General features: G+C 36.3%; 19 protein-coding genes. 4 read left to right on the forward strand and 15 right to left on the reverse strand.

All coding sequences use genetic code 11. From position 1 onward, the window contains the following. Window positions 1-69 precede the first annotated feature (69 nt). The 9 genes from SPD48_RS04840 to SPD48_RS04880 all read right to left on the reverse strand — a co-directional run bounded on the left by SPD48_RS04840 (window position 70) and on the right by SPD48_RS04880 (window position 9,821). Window positions 70-372, reverse strand: coding sequence for an AtuA-related protein (locus SPD48_RS04840; RefSeq protein WP_336256931.1), 303 nt, complete (start codon window positions 370-372; stop codon window positions 70-72). Between the two features lie 14 nt (window positions 373-386). After that, window positions 387-1,784, reverse strand: a complete 1,398-nt coding sequence (locus SPD48_RS04845; protein WP_336257017.1) for an amidase — start codon at window positions 1,782-1,784, stop codon at window positions 387-389. Window positions 1,785-1,789: 5 nt separating this feature from the next. Beyond that, the gene (locus SPD48_RS04850; protein ID WP_336256932.1) at window positions 1,790-3,103 is read right to left on the reverse strand and encodes an acyclic terpene utilization AtuA family protein; all 1,314 of its coding nucleotides are present in this window, start codon (window positions 3,101-3,103) and stop codon (window positions 1,790-1,792) included. 24 nt (window positions 3,104-3,127) lie between these two features. Next, the gene (locus SPD48_RS04855) at window positions 3,128-4,429 is read right to left on the reverse strand and encodes a CitMHS family transporter (RefSeq protein ID WP_336256933.1); all 1,302 of its coding nucleotides are present in this window, start codon (window positions 4,427-4,429) and stop codon (window positions 3,128-3,130) included. A gap of 129 nt (window positions 4,430-4,558) precedes the next feature. Further along, window positions 4,559-5,950, reverse strand: coding sequence for a sigma-54 interaction domain-containing protein (locus tag SPD48_RS04860; protein ID WP_336256934.1), 1,392 nt, complete (start codon window positions 5,948-5,950; stop codon window positions 4,559-4,561). Between the two features lie 91 nt (window positions 5,951-6,041). After that, complete coding sequence (locus tag SPD48_RS04865) at window positions 6,042-6,917, reverse strand: YitT family protein (RefSeq protein ID WP_336257018.1); 876 nt, start codon at window positions 6,915-6,917, stop codon at window positions 6,042-6,044. A gap of 799 nt (window positions 6,918-7,716) precedes the next feature. Then, window positions 7,717-8,601 (reverse strand): glycine betaine ABC transporter substrate-binding protein, encoded by an 885-nt coding sequence (locus SPD48_RS04870; RefSeq protein WP_336256935.1) that lies wholly within the window; start codon window positions 8,599-8,601, stop codon window positions 7,717-7,719. Between the two features lie 3 nt (window positions 8,602-8,604). Continuing rightward, a complete protein-coding gene (locus SPD48_RS04875) occupies window positions 8,605-9,276 on the reverse strand; it encodes a cysteine hydrolase family protein (protein WP_336256936.1) in 672 nt (223 codons plus the stop codon). Then, window positions 9,273-9,821, reverse strand: a complete 549-nt coding sequence (locus SPD48_RS04880; RefSeq protein WP_336256937.1) for a GbsR/MarR family transcriptional regulator — start codon at window positions 9,819-9,821, stop codon at window positions 9,273-9,275. The genes SPD48_RS04875 and SPD48_RS04880 overlap by 4 nt, the downstream gene beginning before the upstream one ends. Before the next feature lie 200 nt (window positions 9,822-10,021). Between SPD48_RS04880 and SPD48_RS04885 the strand changes: the two genes are divergently transcribed. Then, on the forward strand, window positions 10,022-11,503 hold the full coding sequence (locus SPD48_RS04885; RefSeq protein ID WP_336256938.1) for an amidase: 1,482 nt from the start codon (window positions 10,022-10,024) through the stop codon (window positions 11,501-11,503). A 196-nt stretch (window positions 11,504-11,699) separates the two neighbouring features. Here SPD48_RS04885 and SPD48_RS04890 read toward each other — a convergent pair whose 3' ends face one another. From SPD48_RS04890 to mgtE, 3 genes are all read right to left on the reverse strand, one after another. Further along, complete coding sequence (locus SPD48_RS04890) at window positions 11,700-12,281, reverse strand: DUF4256 domain-containing protein (RefSeq protein WP_336256939.1); 582 nt, start codon at window positions 12,279-12,281, stop codon at window positions 11,700-11,702. A gap of 126 nt (window positions 12,282-12,407) precedes the next feature. After that, on the reverse strand, window positions 12,408-13,976 hold the full coding sequence (locus SPD48_RS04895) for a Vga family ABC-F type ribosomal protection protein (RefSeq protein WP_336257019.1): 1,569 nt from the start codon (window positions 13,974-13,976) through the stop codon (window positions 12,408-12,410). Between the two features lie 432 nt (window positions 13,977-14,408). Continuing rightward, window positions 14,409-15,770: a magnesium transporter gene (gene mgtE, locus SPD48_RS04900; RefSeq protein WP_336256940.1), complete on the reverse strand. Its 1,362-nt coding sequence runs from the start codon at window positions 15,768-15,770 to the stop codon at window positions 14,409-14,411. A gap of 408 nt (window positions 15,771-16,178) precedes the next feature. On the opposite strand from mgtE, the gene SPD48_RS04905 reads away from it, so the two are divergent. Then, entirely contained in the window at window positions 16,179-16,310 is a 132-nt protein-coding gene (locus SPD48_RS04905) for a hypothetical protein (RefSeq protein ID WP_336256941.1), read from the forward strand. Window positions 16,311-16,508: 198 nt separating this feature from the next. Further along, window positions 16,509-17,018 carry a MepB family protein gene (locus SPD48_RS04910; RefSeq protein WP_336256942.1) on the forward strand — a complete coding sequence of 170 codons (510 nt, stop codon included), beginning with the start codon at window positions 16,509-16,511 and terminating at the stop codon, window positions 17,016-17,018. A 194-nt stretch (window positions 17,019-17,212) separates the two neighbouring features. Here SPD48_RS04910 and SPD48_RS04915 read toward each other — a convergent pair whose 3' ends face one another. Continuing rightward, window positions 17,213-18,391, reverse strand: a complete 1,179-nt coding sequence (locus SPD48_RS04915; protein ID WP_336256943.1) for a DUF763 domain-containing protein — start codon at window positions 18,389-18,391, stop codon at window positions 17,213-17,215. A 253-nt stretch (window positions 18,392-18,644) separates the two neighbouring features. On the opposite strand from SPD48_RS04915, the gene SPD48_RS04920 reads away from it, so the two are divergent. Continuing rightward, a complete protein-coding gene (locus SPD48_RS04920; RefSeq protein ID WP_336256944.1) occupies window positions 18,645-20,141 on the forward strand; it encodes a BCCT family transporter in 1,497 nt (498 codons plus the stop codon). A 228-nt stretch (window positions 20,142-20,369) separates the two neighbouring features. On the opposite strand, the gene SPD48_RS04925 is transcribed toward SPD48_RS04920, so the two are convergent. Next, entirely contained in the window at window positions 20,370-20,564 is a 195-nt protein-coding gene (locus tag SPD48_RS04925; protein ID WP_336257020.1) for a YbxH family protein, read from the reverse strand. An 87-nt stretch (window positions 20,565-20,651) separates the two neighbouring features. Next, the gene (locus SPD48_RS04930; protein WP_336256945.1) at window positions 20,652-21,635 is read right to left on the reverse strand and encodes a DUF3231 family protein; all 984 of its coding nucleotides are present in this window, start codon (window positions 21,633-21,635) and stop codon (window positions 20,652-20,654) included. Window positions 21,636-21,749 lie beyond the last annotated feature (114 nt).

Below are 21,749 nucleotides of genomic sequence, written 5' to 3' on the forward strand. Positions count from 1 at the left end.
GAAGCTCTTCAACATACGTTATAGATTATTTCACGGTAACATTTTAAAATATGCCACTCCATCAAAAATTCAATCTATCTCAATTTCTAATAGAGCACTGCTTAAGCTCTTTCCATGTGCATCTAAAGCAAGTGAAGTGGTCACTCCTCCAAGCAGACTATCATAACAGACAAAATTAAATGCTTTAATATTTGGCAGCTCATACCGCACAACTTTCCCTTCCACGATCCCTTTTAAATGATGCTTAACCTTAGATGCAGTTACTTTATCATATAACAGCTCATAATCCGCTCCATCAAAAGGGATTAATGACAAGTTTAATATATTTCCCTTATCCCCGGCACGGCTATGGGCAATTTCATATAATTTCATTTAAATCACTCCAATTAGTTAATAATTTGTGGGTATTTCAAATGAAAGTCTGTATTTCTTTGAAAAATCTCACCGATCTTTAATAATGACATTTCGCTATGAGGTCTCCCAATTAATTGAACACCTATTGGTAGTTGGTTTTCATCAAACCCACAAGGCAATGTTAATGCTGGCATACCAGTTATACTCGCTAGAGATGTAAAATAGCTTATAGTACTTGTCATTTCCACGATAGTCCCATTTTCATTAGCTGTTTCTTTCTTACCGATTTTCGGGGCTGTAAAAGGTACCGTTGGACAGATGATAATATCCACTTCTTTAAATATTTTTTCTATCTCTTCTTTTATTAATATTCTTTTTTGTTTTGCTTCAATATAATCAATTGTTGAGATTTTCAGTCCTTTTAGCAATCGGTCTCTTACATCAGGCCCGTAATCATTTTCATGAATATCTATCCATTGTTTATGAAAGCTGCTTGCCTCGTAAAATTGTATAATTTCTTTAACTCGCTTTAGATAGTGTATATTTTTACTTTTTACCTTACTAATTTTTGCTCCAAGCTTTTTAAATGTATAAATTGTTTCATCCATCTGTTGGAGAACATTAGTCCCGGCGTAACCAAAATAATTTTCAATAATTCCAATCCGCACATTATCTAAAGAGTTCCCCATTGTTTCATGCTGATAAAATAAATTGTTTCTAGTCTTTTCTCCAAAAGCCATCACTTTAAATATCATTTCACAATCTTTTACAGTTCTTGTTATAGGACCAGACGTATCCATACTGAATGCTAAAGGAACGATCCCATCATTATTAATAAACTCATATGTTGGACGTAATCCTACTAATCCGCAAAGAGAAGCAGGCAAACGGATCGATCCTCCTGTATCCGTTCCTATTGATCCATAACACGTCATAGCTGAAACAGCTGCAGCTGAACCTCCACTTGAACCCCCAGCAATCCTAGTTTGATCCCAAGGATTTTTAACTGTTCCATATATATCATTTTCACTAGTTGCTCCCCAGGCAAATTCGTGTAGATTAGTTTTCCCTAATATAATTGCTCCTGCTGCTTTTAAGCGTTTAACAATAAGAGCATCTTTATTAGGTCGCCAATCAGATAAAATCCGACTCCCAGCTGTAGTCTTTGTATTTTTCACACTAATATTATCTTTTAAAGTAATTGGAATACCAAACAAATCACCTAGTTGATTGTCACAACTAAACTTCTCTTCCATTTTTTTCGCAGTTTGCAAGCTTTCTTCTTCAAATAAAGTGATATATGCGAATAATTTGGCGTCAGTTTTCTCAACTTGGCTAAGACATGCTTCAACTATTTCTACTGGAGAAATTTTACGTTTCTTTATTAATTGTGAAACCTCACTAATTGATAATTTTAATAGTTCAATCATATGCACTATTTCCACTCCATAAATTCTACTTGTGGTTCGACTTTTTCACGTGAAATCAAAGTAGAAATGATACCTATTGATTGAGTACAGTTTTTTCTTGCACCGCCTCCTCCAGCGGGACCATTTAAATACAAAGCTTCCACTTCTTCACCAATTAATGCGGCACATTCTTTTTCTCGATGACGACCAGTTGCTCTTACACGCACTTCGTAAGGAGGGACATCCGAAAAATTCTTTCGATGAATCGCATTCATTCCTATTAAGTCAATCCGTATGTCTTCTAGCTGGTTCTCTAATCGTTCATGCAATATATCCTTTGCTAGTTCTGCACGACCTAACGCATCGGTACCTGCATAAGATATTTCACCTTCCCCCAAATAACCGGCTTGATACCCTACAGAAACTTTAAGAGATTCTGGTCTTTCTTTTCCGTTTCCACCAATTATGGATACTTTATTTTCACCTACTTGTGTCAATTGAACTGAAGTAAAATTAGCAATGACATCTGGCGTAATATATTGATTCGGATCATGAACTTCATATAACAGTTGTTCTTTCACCGTTCTAAGGTCAATGATTCCTCCAGTCCCTTCGGCTTTACTTATGATCGCATCCCCGTTTGCACCAATTTCAGCATAAGGAAAGCCTATCTGTGCAAGATTAGGAACTTTTTTTCTCATTGAGTCTGCAAAATATCCACCACTGACTTGTCCGCCACATTCCAACAAATGCCCGATTACTGTCCCTTGTCCGAGCTTTCTATAGTCACTTAATGACCAACCATAATGATATACTTGCGGCGCTAAAAAAAGGGATGGGTCGGCCACTCGTCCAGTAATAATTATATCCGCATTGGAATCAAGCGCCGGCAGTAATGCTTCGATGCCGACATATGCATTCGCGGAAAGTAGCGGTTTATATTCGCTTAATGGATTGCCTGTTTCTAGTGTGATCCAACTCTCATCCACTTTGTCTAGTACACTATCACCAGTTACAACCGCAATTTTACAAGGAATATTTAATTCTTTCGCGACCTCTAGTATTTTCTTTCCTCCTGCTATCGGATTTGCAGCTCCCATATTTGTAATGAGCCGAACTTTTTTTTGAATGAGAACTGGTAAAATGCTCCTGATCCGTTTTTCTAAAAGCACATCATATCCTGTATCTTTATTTTTTAATTTTCTTTGTTGAGCTAATGCGATAGTACGTTCGGCTAAACATTCAAAAACGATGTAGTCTAAATCAACTTTGTTTAATAATATTTCTGCTGCTTCCATTCGATCACCTGAAAATCCGGCGCCTACTCCTATTTTCAACATAATATCATCCCCATTTATTTCTACTTAACTTAAAAGTCCTAATATAATCGCAACTATTGCCATGACGGTAGAAATTCCAAACGCTAGCGGAATAGCTTTTTTCTGAAGGTCTCCTAGTTCTACTCCAGCAAGACCAATGAGTAAAAATGTCGCTCCAGTTAATGGGCTTACAGGAAATCCAACGGTCATTTGACCAATGATAGCAGCGCGCCCCATGGCTACTGCATCCACTCCAAACTCGCCAGCGGTAGCGCTCAATACTGGCAACACACCGAAATAGAATGAATCTGGATCAAATACAAGACTAAGTGGCATTCCTAAAAAAGCTAATATATAGGGTAAAGACTGTCCGCCTGATGAAGGGACCGAGCTTGCTAATGCACTTGCCATCGCTTCAATCATTCCTGATCCTGATAAAATTCCAGTAAATATACCTGCACTAAAAATGATCGAAGCAGTATAAATTGTCGCTTTTGAATGAGCTTCAATTCTCTCCTGCTGCATCTTTACATCCCGATAATTAAGAATAAGAGCTAATGGTACCCCAATGACGAACGGAATAGCCAATGGGAAGAGTTCCATAACGAGTGCAACAATGACTAAAATAGTTAAAATTATGTTTGGAATAATCATTTTCGGTCGCTTAATACTTTCCTCGGTCGTAGTATCTTTTGTCGGTGCAAGCATCGTTGCTGAGATTTCAGTGACTACACCAACCTTCTTTCTTTCCTGTCGTCCAAGCCAAAAACTCGCAGCAAGAACACAAATCAATCCGACAATTTGCACAGGGATCATAGGTGTATATAGATCTACTATACTTATATCAAGTGCCGTAGCAGCCCGGATAGTCGGTCCCCCCCATGGAACCATATTCATCGTCCCTGCACTTAGTGCAGCGATAACAGCTAGTGTGAGTGGACTCATTTGAAGAGCACGATATACGGGTAACATCGCTGCAACTGTAATTAAAAAAGTACTTGAACCTGAACCATCCAAATGAGATGCCATTGCAATAATCGCTGTTCCGATCGCTATTTTTACAGGATCCCCTTGGGAAAAGCGAATAACCCCTTTAATTAATGGATCAAACATACCTGTATCAAACATAATACCGAAGAAAAGGGTAGCAAACGTTAACATAATTCCAGTCTGGGCTATCCCAGATAACCCATCGCCCATAAATTCACCTAGTTCACTAAAGCTAAAGCCCGCTACTACCGCAAATACAATTGGGACAACTACAAGTGAAAAATGAATGGATGTTTTCTTAGTTAATACTAAATACAATAAAATGACGATCACTAAAAAGCCATAAAGCGCTAACATTTTCATCCTCCTTTATATTTTTATTTCCCTATCTACTACTGTTGCAAGTTTTATGCCAACAAAAAAAGCCTGTATTGAAGGCTTTTCCGTTGTTTAATTCTAAAAATTTATAAATATATTTCTAGATTTTTAGAATGATAGATCATACTTATTCAATTTATTATATAACGTCGCAACAGACACACCTAATCTGCTTGCTATTTCCTTTTTTTCCTCTAAACTATTTCCATATTCTTTTAATATCAATTTCAATTGTTCATATTCTGCCCTCTCCGTGACTTCTTTAAGGGTAAAATTTACGTTTGACTCATTCATTGTCTTATTTTCACTTATAATTTCTGGTAAATGCTTTTCCGTAATTTGTCTAGTATCCGTCATACAGACTGCATATTTAATCGTATTAATTAATTCACGTACATTACCTGGCCACTTTAACGTTTGCAGTTTACAAAGTGTTTCTTCACTAATTGAATAGGACTCCTTACCGCGAGAATGTTTTTCCAATATCGAATGAATGATCTTAGGAATATCTTCCCTTCTGTCACGCAAAGGTGGAATAGCTATCTTTAGCACATTTAGCCGATAATACAGATCTTCACGAAACATTCCTTTTTGGATTAATTGACTTAAATCCCGGTTGGTAGCAGCAAGCACACGTACATTAATACTCTTCTCTACTGTGCCACCAATTTTTCGAATGGTTTGTTCTTCTAGCACTCTTAAAAATTTCGCCTGTAACTCTTGCGAAAGTTCGCCAATTTCATCAAGAAAAATCGTTCCGCCATTGGCCATTTCAAATAAGCCAACCTTTCCACCCTTTTTAGAATTGGTAAAACTTCCTTCTTCATATCCAAACAATTCACTTTCAATTAATGACGCCGGAATCGTTGCACAATTCACAGGGATAAATGGTCCATTTGCTCTTTTGCTTTCATTATGTATCGATTGGGCAAAGAGCTCTTTACCCGTTCCGCTCTCTCCTGAAATTAAGATCGGTAGTTCCGATACAGCTGCCTTCTTTCCAATCCGAATCACTTCGGTAAGTCCCCCGTCAGCGCCAATGATTTCGTCAAATGTGTATTTTGCCTGGTGGATGGAACCTATCTGATTCTGTAACTGATCTCGATCCTCTTTTAATTGTCGGACCAATTTATGTACTTCGGTCAATCCTTTACAAACAGATACAGCACCAATGATTTCCTTCTGATTTAGAATAGGCGCCATGTCTACCACATATTCCACATTCCCTTCCTTACGATAAATGCCGACCCGTTCCTTCCCATCATTCAAGACGTCTACGAGCTGTGCCTGAGGTCGTACATCTTTTAAACGTTTGCCGATGATTTTTTCAGGAGCCACTCCAGTAATTCTCGTATACTCTGGATTAATCAACCGTACGATTCCTTCTTTATCTATCACTAATACGCCATCATGAATCGACATTAAGATGGACTGAAGCCATTCCATATATTCTTCTATTGAATGATAATGAAAAAATGTATAAGACTGCGAAGTATTCACCTTTTATTCCCCCACCGATTTCATCGTAAAAATCGTTTCATCCTAGATCAATATATTTATTCGCGAGCATGAGAAAATTCTTTCGAACGTATCATTTTGTTTGCTGTATATCATTGACGGTTTCTCCTTCTTTTCTAAAGAAACCGAAAATGCCGGCTGTTTGGATTATATTTGTAAACGCATGCGGATCTATGTCTTTAATAATTCTTTCTAAGTCATATAATTCATAGCGAGTAATGACAAGATACAGCAAATTTTTATCCTCTTTTGAATAAGCCCCTTTTACTGGAATAATAGTAATTCCACGAATCATTTTTTTATGTATTTCTTGTTGTAATTCTTCTGCTTTCCCTGTCACAATCAATACCGTTACTTTTTCGTGGCGTGTATGAATGGCATCAATGACAACAGTCGTCACATATAAAGTCAACATCGTATATAAAGCATGTTCCGGTTCATATAAAATCCCTGCTACGAAAATGATAATCGCATTTAATAGTAAGAAATATATACCAATTGGTTTATCCTGAAGCCTTGATAATATCATCGCTACAATATCCATTCCACCTGTGGAAGCACCGCGCTTTAAAGAGATACCAACACCTATTCCACCAATAACTCCTCCAGCAACCGCATTTAAAATAATATCCTCTGATAATGAAGTAACTGGTAATAGTTCTAGAAATAAGGTTGAGAATGCGACGGAAAGGATGCTATAAATGGTAAATCCTTTCCCGATTTTAAACCACCCTATAAGGAGAACAGGAATATTGAGAATCAAAAGCAATATCCCCGTACTAATATTAAATGAAAAGAAATCTTTAAACACACTCGATAAAAGTTGCGCAGCACCACTAAACCCACTCGCATATACATTTGCGTTAATTAGAAAAAAATTCAATGAAATTGCTACTAAAAAAGAACCTAATATAACAACGGCAATCCGTTTTGCTTCCATTAAAAACATAGGACATTTCATCCTCCTTCAATTGACTGAGTAAAGAGAGCAATATCTATCTTCAAATATTTTATCTACTATTGTCTCTTATAATAGATGAATTATGGTAATTTTACCAAATAAAAAAGTAATAGTATGTAAAATTTTCGTGCGATACTATTCTGTTTGTCTGGTGTTTTAACTTCCTCCTAGTTTGTCTTCCATAAACCATATAATACATACGAGTGTTTATCGGCGAGTTATCATTAGATAATAGCGGTTTGGAGGTAGATATAGGCTGTGGAGCAATTTTAACGGCGAAGTAAATTGATTTATCGGCGATTGTGCAGTTTTATCGGCTGTAAAGTAGGAATCGACGTGCTACGTAGTCTCTCCGAAGTCTTTCATTCAACAGAAGTCCCCGTTATTTCTTTCGCTAACTTGGAATATCGTAGTGTTTCATATCTATTATTTTGTTTACCAACCTCTCTCATAAGAAATAAAATACTTATATGTTTTCGCTTGATATAAATGACCCTATACATCAACGAATCCCAATCTATAAGCTTGTTCAACATAACTCATTGTTTTTGAGTCCATAGCTTGATTATTATGGGCTTTTATTTGAGCTTTACCATGTTCTTTTACCCATTCATCTACCTCATTTAATTAAATGTAAAAAGCATAACACCAAATCCTTAATTGGTGTTATGCTCAGGATAGTTTGAAATATACTTTTTAACAACTAAGTCTTTAGTCTATGACAATATATTTTCACGTAATATTCTACTTGTTTCGGAGTTAACTTCAAAGACATAGGAATTCTTTATTATTTTCCTAGCATTTCATCTACTTGATCTCGATTTTCTTCGATCCACTCTTCCGCCAGATCCTCAAAAGGTATTCCGTTCACTTCATATTCATACATCATCTGTTCTAAGTCGTCTACTTCAATACTCCATTTAGATAAAATTTCATATGCTTCAGGGTAAGTTTCTTCAATTCCTTTATAAGAGATTACATAAATATTATCAAATTTAAAGTTTTCATTTGGTTCTTCTAAAAACTTCAAATCATACTGAGTGAACATGGAATGTGGACGCCATCCAGTTATAATTACCGGTTCTTTCTTATTGATTCTTGCATCCAATTCACCAAGCATTGCCCCTTCACTAGAATAAGCAAGCTCATACATGTCTAAATCATAGTCCTCTAACACTTGTTCTGAAATTTTTACAATCCCTGCCCCTGCATCAATTGTATAAACTGTTCCTTCAAATTTTTCTGGATTCTTTTTAATATCTTCAATTGAATCTTCTTCCACATATGTTGGAACTACCCAACCTAGTGGAGCATCTGTATAACTTTCTGCCACTTTTATAAGATCCTCTTCATATTCTGCCCATAGTGCTTCTTCTGTATATGGAAGCCAAGCATCCATAAAGAAATCAACTTCTTTTTCCTTTAATCCTTCAAAGATAACAGGTTGATCCAATAAAGATATTTCGACATCATACCCTGCTTCTTCAAGAATTAATTTTGCAATCTGGGTTGGTGCTTCTGTACTTGACCAACCCGTTTGACCAAATGTAATGGTCCCTTTTCCTTCTTCCTCATTTGAATCAACTTCCGTATTTCCATCTGCTTTATCATTGCTGCAAGCCGCAACGGTTAATAGTGCGATAAGTGCAATTATTCCTATTAATTTTTTCATTGTTTACAAGTCCTCCTTAGGATGTAAGTTTTCAAATATATTTCGCATGTTCTCTGGAGTGAACTGTAAAGCATCCGCTTTTTGAAATTTCCAATGACTGTACTTTTTACCGTGTAACCTATTAATTAGATGTTCCGCATTATATACTTCTAAGTTGTACACCCAGTTTGCCATAATCATTAAAGATGACATATGAGCTCCTTCATTTGACGTCGTACACATATCTTTCACTAAATGGACTTGATAGTCTCTAAAATACGCGTCAAACACAGTCGTCATTACACAACCGTCGCTTACTACTCCACCAATAATGATATGTTTCACACCTATACTACGTAAAATTAAATCAAGGCTTGTCTCATGAAAAGCACTCCAACGATATTTATCAATTACTATATCATTTTCATCTGGTGCTACTTCATCGATAATCTCGTGATTCTCTTTTGACGTACTATAGTAAAACGGTGTCCCGTCTTCACATAATGGTTCTCCTTTTGACAGGCCAATTTGATCATGTCTGTTTATTTGCCTTGTATAAATAATTGGAATGTCTACCTCACGACACGCCTTGATCACATCCTTTGTTTTTGCAAGAACATCATCTAAATTCTGCAAACCAAAATTGCTTTCTTTTTGTAAATCAATAAGAACTAATGCTGTCTCTTCTACCTTCATTCCGATGTCTCCTTTGACGATGCCTTAGGAAAATATTTAAATATATCTCCCGAGTCCATGGCATTAGCCATCCGCATCGTCCAATCTAAGTAACTTTTTGCATGTTCCAATAACTTCAGATCTTCCTCTACCTCTTTTTTAGTCGCAGCATCTTCTAATTCACTCGCCATCTCTTTCAACAGAGGTTCAGAGTGTTCCACTGCTTTCATAATTAAATTGTTTTCCTGCCGCAACATTTTGACAAAATAAACGATGAAATTTCTAAAGAAGTCCTTTTCAGCAATATAATGATCTTGTCGCTCACCTTTCTTCCAAATCTTCGTGACCATTTCCGTCTCCATTAATTCCCGAACACCATTACTAACACTTGCTTTACTCATCGCTACATGGTCTTGAATCTCTTTTAATGTCAAAGGTTCTTTTGAAAAATAAAGTACACTGTAAATTCTGCCAACTGAAGGAGTTACCCCATAGACAGTCATTGATTGTGCTAAGGCACTTTCTAATACATCCCTGGATTCACTCAATTTATCCGCTTGACTCATCATCTACTCCCCCTTTCCTAAAGCCTTAGTTTATTTTGTTTAAAATAAATTATTTAAATTAAATTACTTATACATATTAAACAAGTCTATTCATCATGTCAACCTATTCACAGTAGTCATTTTATAGCCCTCACCTTTTTGTAAACGTTTTCCATTATGCTATAATAACGACTAAACAGAATAGGAAAGGAGTCGTCTCTATGGATCGTTTTGCTTATTCTAGTGTTAAAGATCTGTCAAATCTAATCAAAAAAAGAGAACTCTCCCCAGTAGAATTAATGGAAAGTGTTATTAGCCGAATTGAAAAACGAAATAAGGACACGAACGCATTTATTCATTTAGCATTTGATGAAGCAAGAGAAAGAGCAAGAATAGCAGAAAAACAAATAATGGAGGGCAAATATCTAGGTCCTCTTCACGGAATTCCTACAGCCATAAAAGATTTATTCGATTTTAAACCAGGATGGCCTGCTACTTACGGAGGCATTCCCGCTTTGAAGGACCATAAGACAGACTTTTATTGTGTCTATGCAGAAAAGATGGAACAAGCGGGAGCTATTATTGTCGGAAAAACGAACAGTCCAATCATGGGTTTTAGAGGAACATGTGATAACCCATTGTTTGGGCCAACCCGAAATCCCTTCGATCTTAGCAAAAACAGTGGTGGTTCATCAGGGGGAAGTGCCGCTGCAGTCGCAGATGGGCTCGTTCCGATTGCAGAAGGAACAGATGGTGGTGGTTCAATCCGAATCCCGTCCTCTTGGAGTGGATTATTTGGCTATCAACCTTCGTTCGGGATAGTGCCGATGGTGATGAGACCGAATGCATTTGGTGGTACAAGTCCATTTGTATATGAAGGACCCATTACGAGAACAGTTGAAGATGCAGCAATCGGTATGACGGCTTTAACTGGTTATAATTCGAGTGATCCGCTGAGCACTAATCAGCAAATTGATTTTATGACAGCATTACATAAACCGATGACAGGCTGGAAAATCGCATATAGCCCTGACTTCGATGTCTATCCCGTCGATCCACGAATTCAAGAAGTAGTCGGAAATGCGATAAAACTGTTTGAAGAAGCCGGTGCTCATGTGGAAAAAGTAACGTTTGGTATTAAACACGATCAAATGGAACTCAGTAACTTATGGTGCAGAATGATTATGCAAGGCAGTATAGGAGCATTTGAAGGATTTAAACAACAAGAAATTGACTTATTAAACGATTATCGAGACGATTTTCCGCCAGAATTTATTTATTGGTTAGAGCATGCCTATAAAATTAAAATGACAGACATCATTAGAGACCAAACGATGCGCACGGACATATTCGATGCGATTCAAAATGTATTGAATAATTACGACTTGATCATTACACCAACGGTTGCATCTCTTCCAGTAGAAAATGAAGCAAATGGAAAGACGAAGGGACCTACTCACATTAACGGAATCGAAGTCAACCCCCTAATCGGCTGGTGCATGACATACTTTACCAATTTTACCGGACACCCTGCAGCATCCATTCCTGCGGGATTAATTGATAATTTACCTGTCGGCATGCAAATTATCGGGAACAGATTTGCCGATCAAGATGTATTTACGGCGAGTTCCATATTTGAACAGCTAAAACCTTGGCATCAGACGTATGATATTTGTAGAGATCGGGAAATAAATAACTTTTAACACAAAGGGAGACATTACGTTGTCTCCCTTTTTCTCATTTCAGTTTTCAGTGAAAGAATGGACGAAATATCTTAATTCACGAGCTCACCTTAACTAATTTGCAGGTTCTCTTTTAACTCTATCATGTCGTCAGCCGATATTGAGGCTCACCAGGCTACTGTTTGTATAAGAACACAAAAGCTCTTTCTAATAAAACTTACACCTTTAATGAGCCGCGGAATCCTCGAGAACTGTAGTAAGAGGAGGCACCATTGTGATACACGAATACATTCTCGTAGCGATAATCGCAAAAAAGTGCACCGTCAAGTTTTCGTATAGCTGAGGGCGTTTGTATCCAACTGGAAGTTTTCTTATCGAAATTTCCTCTTTCTTGCAATGTTCGATATTGTTCTTCTGTTAAAATCTCAATACCCATTGCAGTCGCCATATCGATCGCATTATTTTCTGGCTTATGTTTTTTCCTTGATTCCAGAGCTTCACGATCATAACAAACACTTCTACGACCTTTGGGACTCTCCGCAGCACAATCAAAGAAAATGTATTCATCTGTTTTTTCATCATAATCGATGATATCAGGTTCTCCGCCTGTATTTTCCATTTCATGGAGAGACCATAACTTTTCAGGACTCGCCTCTAATTTGGCTTGCACTTTATCCCATTCTACTTGGGGATGTCGAGTCATATTCTTTTCAAACCGACTTTTCAAAATGTGAATTAACTCTTCTTGTTGATCTGCAGACAACTCTTTTTTAATATTTTCATCATTATTGCTTGGCATGTAACTTTCCTCTTTTCTTATAATTTAGTTTATATTTTATAATCTTAACTACCAATCCACCAAAAGTTAGCTTTTTTTGAAAAAAGTATGCCTCGATTAGGTTACTTACATTTTACCATTAAACAATTACTTTTCTAATTCCTTTTTTTCTTTTAAAAGTTTTTGAAATTCCATTTCTAATTCCTCGGAGGGTGTTATGCTTAACCGACTGAGTACGTCTGATATTTTTGTTTCAAGTAATAAATAATCATCTTTTTTGCTATTTCGCTTCTTTTTTGGTTGATACTTTTTAAACTGATCATAAGTCCCTTCAAAAACATTTATTTTTTGATTACGGATTTCTATTATTCGAGTTGCAATCTTTTCAATGAATTTTCGATCATGTGAAACAAAAATGACACTTCCTTCATACTCTTTTAGAAGAAGTTCTAGAGATTCAACAGCATGTAAATCTAGAAAGTTTGTTGGCTCATCTAAGATTAACGTATTAATCTCACTCAAGAAAAGCTTTGCTAGTGCAACTTTTACTCTCTCGCCACCACTCAAAACATCTACAGGCTTATATACATCCTCGTTAAAAAAATGCATTCTTGCTAACACGGTCCGAATCGTTGTTTCACTCTGAGTTGATGACGATTGAACATTTTCTAAAATCGACTTCTCAACATCCAATATATTTAAATTTTGGCTAAAGTAGCCTATTTTTACAGCAGGGGAGACTTTAATTCCAGTTTCTTGATGAATAATCTTATTTACAAGTGTCGTTTTCCCACTTCCATTCGGACCAATTATCGCTACTTTATCTCCACCACGAATTTGAAAGCTTACTTTTTTCCAAAGTACACGTTCAGCTACCTTACCCGATATATCTTCCGCTCTAATAATAATTCGACCTTTAAATGTCCCTTCATTTATTAAATCCATTTTAATCGGTGGAAGTTCTCTTTCTTTTTCTACCTGTTCCAGATTATTCATTCTCGTTTCAAGTGCTTTTGCTGTCTTTTGTAGCTTCTTTTCTATATTCGCATAATAGGTCTTGACTCCTTTTATTCTAGCTTCAGAGCTACTTAAATTTTTTGGTTTTTTAGAAGCTCTTTTTGCTTTCTCTTCTTTTAACCTTATAGCTTGCTCAAGCTGTTTTTTCTCCTTCTCAAATTTTTCATATGCAATCTTTTGCTGACGGTTTTCTACATCTTTCAAAGCAGCATAATCACTGTAGTTTCCTTTATATTCTGTTACCTTCCCCTCATTAATTTCCCATATAGTTGAACAAAGGGCATCTAAAAATTCTCGATCATGTGAAACGATGATGAGTGCTCCTTGCCATTTGCTTAACTTTTTTTCTAACCATTCAATATGCTCTCTATCCAAATTGGTCGTCGGCTCATCTAAAAGTAATAGCCTTTCTTCTTTTAGCAACATTTGTTGAATATATTCTTGTGTAACCTCTCCACCACTTTTAGTCGTATCCGTTCGTTTTAATTGAGGAAGAAGCTCATTTTGAGTATGTTGAGTAATTACCCCTTCTTTCGGCAAAGTCTTTTTAGCTAAAATGTTAAGCAATGTAGTTTTTCCACTTCCATTTCGACCAACTACTCCAATACGATCATGTTGATGAACTTGAATTTGTTCGATATCTAATAATAGACGATCCTTAACATATTGTTTTATATCGTGTGCTTCCAATAAAAGCATAGAAAAATCTCCCTTCAAAAATGTATCAGGAGACAAAAAATGCCTCCTATTTTCATTCAGAATAGGAGGCATTAATAAATAGGTGTACGCCAAAAGAGAGAGATCCCCCCCTTTGGTCCAACCATAGAAAGCCAATCCTATTCTGAAAAAGACAATTAAAGACATCGCAAAATTCAAGCAGAAATCCACTGCTAACAATATCTTAAATTGTATTTTCATCAATAGGATTAGTACTTCATCTAGTTGGGTCACCCTTCCTTTTATAATTACTTAAACAATACTACGATACTTATACAATTGTCAACTCTTATTTAACAATATTGGCTGCCCATTTGCTAAATATTAAAAAGTTTCAAGAGCAAAAATAGTGAAACAACCAATAGTAGCATCAAATCAACACAGCATTAAGTACCATCCACTCCAAAAGGAAAATTACAAGTATTTCATAAACGTCGTAGCGATGGAAAAGTAAATCAATAATCCGACAACATCGTTTATAGTCGTTATAAATGGACCCGAAGCAATGGCGGGGTCAAATTTTAATTTATTAAGGATGAGCGGAAAAACTAACCCAATGACCGCAGAAATACTTAACGTTATGAGAATCGATAATCCCACAACGATTCCTAGTATAAAGTTTCCATATAAGATTAAAATTAACATGGAAATGAGGATCATGCAAGTAAGTCCGATTAAAAAACCAGTTGAAAATTCCCTTCTAATCATCCGCCAAAGATCTTTCATCTCAATTGTACCTAGTGCTAGCCCTCTTACAGATACAGCTAGGGATTGTGTTCCAACATTTCCTCCTGAATCCATCAACATCGGCATAAAGGCAGCCAATATGACGACTGACTCTAATGTGTCTTCAAATTGACCGATTACTCCGCTCGTCACCATTCCTGCAAACATAAGAAAGATAATCCAAGGTGCCCGCTTTTTCGCTGCTTGAAAGGCAGTTAAATTCGTTTCATTTGCATCTTTTACTGTCGAGAATTCTCCAAAATTTTTAGTCGTTTGAAGTTCGATTAAATCCATGACATCATCTACCGTTATAACGCCCATCAATTGATTTTTCTCGGTGACAACAGGAACCGCCAACAGATCGTATTTCTTAACTACTTTACCAACCTCTTCTTGTCCCATATCTACTAAGATGGATACAGGATGCTTGTGCATAATATTTTCAACCTGTTCATTTGATTCTGACGCAATTAATTTTTTTAATGAAACAACTCCAGCTAAACATCCTTTGTCATCAATCACATACGTATAGTATACAATTTCTGCGTCTTGTCCCTTTTTTCTAATTTTATTGAGTACATCCTCTGCAGTCTCTTCTCTAAAAGCAGTGATAAATTCATCTGTCATCACCGCACCCGCAGTTTCCAAATCATACTCTAAGATAGCTATTATTTTCTGTGCCTTTTCCTCATCCATTCTCTCTACGATCTTTTTCGCTTCATCTTCCTTGACTGTTTTCAGGAATTTAACGACATCATCTGTGAACATATGATTCATCATCTCAGAAGCATAATCCTCAGACAGCTCCTCAAAACAAACTTGCTCGTGCATTACATACAGTCCTGAAAAAATGACAGCAAATTCTTTGGGATCTAGAAATGAATAAACTTGTTCCCGCTCCTCTTTATTCAATGTTATAAAGATATCTACTTGATCTGTCGGATGAAGCTCTAAATAATGTTTGCGGAATTCTTCTAAATCATCCTCTTGTAAAGCACATAAAATAATTTTAGTATACTTTTCCCTATTTTCTTTATTTAGTTTAATCATACTGTTTCCTCCAGACTAGGAGAAAGAACGCCCTATTACTAAAATCTAGAGGGGCTTCCTGACCTCCTTTATTTACACACACCGAAAATTTAGTTTGTAACTATTTTCTCTTACTACCCTTTTTGAAAAAAACTCACACCTTTTCGGAAGGAAATCATAATTTCGAAAGCGATTTTGTATATGGGAGGAAATATCAATAGAAAAAAACAGTTATAATATACTCCGAAAACATTACATCAAGAGAACGTTAAAAGTTGGAGGGAAATGTATTCAGGTGAATGAATCGGAATGTTTTTTTACGTTCGCTGGTAAAATTCCGATAGAAACGAAAATATACTTGAACGGGACAGACTGAACATGCTCATGATAAGATTTAATTGTAACTCACAACATAAAGGAGCTTAGACAATGACTTCAAAAAAACCAATTCTATTTATCGCCATCCTGCTTATGATCGCAGGTCTTCTTGATTTAAAATATAAAGGAAAATTCTATCAGCTCTTGCCTACGTCTATTCAATCTTACGTAAATAAGTTTTAAAATTAATTATGAGGCTGGGACAAATAGTATTTAGACCAAACAGAATGACGAACTATAAGTGAAAAAACGTATATGAAGATTGGGTAACTTAGATTGTAAATAGTTAATAGTTGAAAAATACAAAGAACGCATAGGTGTAGAAGAATAAAGTTATTCAATAAACGGGCCAGATTGTTGGAAATTTTGTGGGGTGGAATAATGAATGATTTTTATACAGCATTAAATTATGTAAATAAAATGATTTACGAGCCAAATGATTTAACTGTAAAATCGATTCAAGAAGAAAGACAAAATTCTAAGTATGGTGCTGGTACATTTCGATTATCTTCGAGAACAGTTCGTTTCAGAGTTGCAAATATAACCCCCACCAAAGTAGGGCAGTTTGTTGCCTTTTGGGAAAAAGATGAAAATAATAAAAACCAACCCTTTACATATGAGGAAGCACCTGATTTATTAGTTATAACTACTTTTACAGATGATGGTGAGTTTGGACAATTTATTTTTCCAAAAAAAGTTCTTTTCAAACAGGATATTCTTAGGTCCAGTTCAACAAAGGGGAAAATGGCAATAAGAGTTTATTCTAGCTGGGATAAACCGACTAGTAAGCAAGCTTTGAAAACTCAAAAATGGCAGTTGCCTTATTTTGTTGACATGAGTGATCCGAGTAAAATATCCATAGATAAAATAATAGAACTGTATTCGTTTTAATCCTCTTAAACGGGTGCGATTGTGGAACTAAAAAGATACAAGAGATACGAGAGATTATTCTCGTATCTCTTTTTATTTTAAGTGGTCTTGTCCGACAAACTGAAAACCACTGTGAAAGCAAGCGATAATGCAACTTGAACAGATAGCCTCATACGTATAGTACATATCAAATTAGCTTTTTCTCACAATTTCATTTAACGATTATTACGAATGATCCTTTCGCGTTGGTTTGCCAATCTTCTAAGAGATTCTAACTTATCCTTCTCTCCTATTTTCCCCTTTTCAATCGCTGTTCTTAAAACTGAAAGGGAATGATCAACATCATCACGTTCTACTGGAAACGGGAAGTTATCCTTTCCACCATGGGCAAATGCGTAGCGGACTGGGTCATGAAAGGTTGGTTGTGCTCCATGTGTTATTTCTGCTACCATTGCTAGTGCTCGTAATGTGCTCGGCCCAACACCTTTACGTTCTAATAATTGTTGATATGTTTCTGGTGGATGATCATAAATCTCATATAATTTCTTATCCAAATAGCGTGGAGAAGGAATAGGATGCTCGGGAGGCATCGTAATAATCGAACGGACTTGTTCGCTCGATAAACGAACCTCTTTAGGTTCATCAAAAAGACTTAGTTGCTCAGGTTCCTGTTTCGTCTTTCTATTATGTTCCACAATTGCATGATATACTTTCCCAATTTCTTCTGGCTTTTCATGGCAAATTTCCACTGAAGCAAGCCTTGTCGCCTCATTTTTATCAGACACTAAATTTAGCACCTGCTTTTCCGTTGTCCCACACACTGCTTTATGCGGATCTCTTGTAAAATCCGTCAAATCTTCATTTAACCAATGGTATCTGCGGGCATAACGATTTTTGCTATTCATTCCTTGTTGGATAACCGCCCAATTACCGTCTCGATCAAACACAAGAAAATGGTGGTATAGCTGATACCCATCTTGCACGGCTGCTGAGTCCACTTTTGCCACCGTACGGCTCGTCTGCTGCAAGGCGGATAAATCATTGGATAAGCCATATTTGTCCCCAGTTTCGATAATTTCAAAAGGAGTTTTCCTTGAAGCTTTACCTTTCCCGCCAACAAGAAATAAACCTAACTCACCTTGAGCTTCCCGAAGACCTTCTTTAAGTGCCCCACAGACAACTGTCGTCAGTCCAGATGAATGCCAATCAAATCCTAACACACTGCCAAAAGACTGAAACCATACTGGATCCGACAGTCTTCGCAAAACTTCTGTTGTTCCATATTCCATTACAATCACTTCAATGATGGATGCACCAAGATCACGCATTTTTTTAAATAACCACGGCGGACAATACCCACCATGAAGCGGCACATTCGCTATACCTGTTTTCATGTTAATTCACCTCGCCTAGTTCATTTTACCATGCGGATATCATGTCTGTAAGTTATAAAACATGTTTAGGAGAAGTTACCAACACTTTGGGTTAGTAAGCATTAAATGTTGAAATTGATTTTCAAGTAACACAGACTTCTCGTTTTACCTATACCAAAAAAATAATTCGAAATAAAATTTAAGAAAAGTGAGGTAAACATAGGACGAGTTTCATAGTATCTGTATAAAAGAGGTTATGTAGAAAGGGGATTCAATGAAAAATCTTACTCCCGTGTTTTATATTTCATTCTTTCTGTCTATCATTTTTATCCTTTGGGGTGCCCTTACCCCTAGTCATCTGGAAAGTGTTTCTACAAGTATACAAACCTCCTTACAAGTTAAGTTTGGTTGGCTCCATCATTTTACAGGCGGCATTATTATTTTATTTGTTATCTCTCTTGCCCTTTCAAAATATGGTCATATTAAACTTGGTAAAGATGACGACGAACCAGAATACAGTACATTTAGTTGGTTTGCAATGTTATTTAGTGCGGGAATGGGAATTGGCCTCGTATTTTGGGGAGTTGCCGAGCCTCTTTCCCATTATTACGATCCGCCAATTGGTGAAGCACAATCTCTAGAAGCAGCAAAAAATGCCTTATCTTTAACTTTTTTTCATTGGGGGCTGCATCCGTGGGCAATTTATGCACTTGTTGCTTTAGCGCTAGCATATTTTACGTTCAGAAAAAATTTGCCTGGTGTAATTAGTGCCAGCTTTTATCCTTTACTAGGAGACTATGTAAAGGGTCCAATAGGAATAATCATCGATACAGTTGCAGTATTTGCGACTGTATTTGGAGTTGCTACATCCCTCGGCTTCGGCGCTATTCAAATAATTGGCGGAATACATTACTTGAATAATGATTTTCCGAATGGATTAAACATGCAGATTATTATTATTTCGGGAATAACGATCTTGTTCATGATTTCCGTTCTTTCAGGAATAGGAAAGGGAATGAAATGGATAAGCAATATAAACATTATTCTTGCCATATTGTTAGTGCTATTTCTCTTAGTTCTTGGCTCAACATCCTTATTGCTCCATCAATTTACTTCTTCATTGATAAGATATGCGGAATTTCTTCCAAAAATAATTTTTAGCCTCGCTCCTCTCAGTATGAAAGGAAGCAAATGGATTCACGATTGGACAATATTTTATTGGGCTTGGTGGGTTGCATGGTCCCCTTTTGTTGGCTCATTTATCGCCCGGATTTCCAAAGGACGCACCATTCGAGAATTTGTCATTGGAGTACTTGCAGTTCCTACAGTATTTTGTGCATTATGGTTTACCGTTTTAGGCGGTACCGGGATCCATTTGGAAATGTTCGGTACTGGGGAGATTTGGCAGGCAACAGATCAAGGAATCAATGCTGAAATTGCTTTATTTGCAGTCCTTAATCAAATGCCGTTCCAAACTATCACAAGTATTTTATCCATCATCCTAATCGGAACATTTTTCATAACATCTGCCGATTCCGCAACGTACGTCATGGGCATGCAAACGACCAATGGAATGCTTAATCCCCCAAAACAAATAAAAGCAATTTGGGGAATGGTTCAGGCAGCGGCGGCTACGGTTCTTCTCTGGGCTGGAGGTTTACATGCACTGCAATCAGCAGTCATATCTTCTGCATTTCCGTTTACACTTATTTTATTTTTTATCATGATCTCTTTATATAAAGAATTACGTGAAGAAAACATAAAAATTTGATGATATCAAAGGGGGGAATTTAAACCTTACAGCCGTAACATTTCAAGCTAGTTATTTGTTTCTTTTTTTGAAGAAACTATTTCTTCTTGGCAACTCTTTAGTTAATTTAACTTTCATACGAAAAAAGACTCGAAATTCCGAGTCTAATCTTTTAAGATATTGATAAATTAACTTATAAAATTAATTAGAGTGTGATTCTTGTTAAAAAGCACTTGTCCATTCCCATAATTAACAAATCCCATTTTCTTCACAATATGTATCCACTAGCTCTTCAATTTGGCCAAGTTCCGGATATTTCCCAGAAAAAGAAAATTTGATTTCTTCGATAAATTCTCCCTCTTTATAAACATGAATCGCTCCATTTTGTGCAATGACACTATGCTCTGGTTCAAAAAGATATCCGCTTCGCTCAATTGCACCCACTTTCATTCACTCCTTCTTAATGTTACAACTCGTTCATTTAACCATTTGATTATTACCAATAAAATGTATAAAGTTAGCAACTTCTAATTAAAGATCCATTTTTGGAGGTTCTTCTAACCAACCCTTCTTCATCATAAGTTCAACCCCTTCTTGTATATATTCAAATATATCTTTCCCCTCTACTACTATTTGAGCCTTTAAGTCGTTTCTCCATATGAAAGCCGCACTAAAACCTTGTCCCCCAAGACTAAATCCACCGAGAAGATAATTGCAAAACATCATTAACTTATCCGAAAATGGCGCTGTTGTTGAATTTGTAACTGTTGCTCCCGGGGATGAAGTAGGTTTAATATTATTTTGCAACAGAATATCACTACTTGCTTTTAAAAATTCATTCGACAGTTGCATCCCTTTATCAAAATATTTTCGCACTTGCTCATCTTTGGAACATTGGGAAAATCCTTTCATTAATTGGACTCCTATACTATTCGATTCAATTTGTCGGTAGATGACACCAAATTCAACTGTGTTTAATAATCGTTTATTTCCAAAAATATTGGTGCCTTTCATGTAGCTTTTGTCGGTTATATAATCAATAGTCTTTGGCATATTAACAAATGGAGGGCGAGGAAGAGCCGCCTTTTCTAGCAGATATTGTGTAAACAAATTATAATAAGACTCTGTTATATTCGTTAGTTGCTTATAAAACTCTACAATATCTTCTCTATAAGCAATTGTTATATGAAGTGCGTACATACCTGTACTAATTTCCTTTAAAATCCTGCTAAACAAAATATCAAAATCATTTTCCCATAACTTAGGAGCTTCTAAATTAACATCTTTCTTGGTAAACCCTTCTGGAACAACAGCCCCTTCATTTTCAAAGATCGTTTCTATTTCAATTACTTTTGGATAAAGTTCTTCCCACAAGCTTGACATAAGATTTCTTGCTTTTCTATCATCGGCTTTTTCGATAAAATACTCTAACATTCGTAAAATCATTGTTTTTTTATGATACGTCATCCATAGCGCTCCAATTTCTGCGGAACTTATCTTAGACTTTTCATTCATTATTTTAACCTCCAAATACGGCACATTTACCACGTATTTTTACCTATCACTAAAAAAATTATACTTTACTTGCACTTTCACTCGGATGTTTGCTGAATTAGTAATAATTATGTA

The sequence above is a fragment of the Pseudogracilibacillus sp. SE30717A genome (assembly GCF_037071985.1).
Classification (GTDB): Bacteria; Bacillota; Bacilli; order Bacillales; family Amphibacillaceae; genus Pseudogracilibacillus.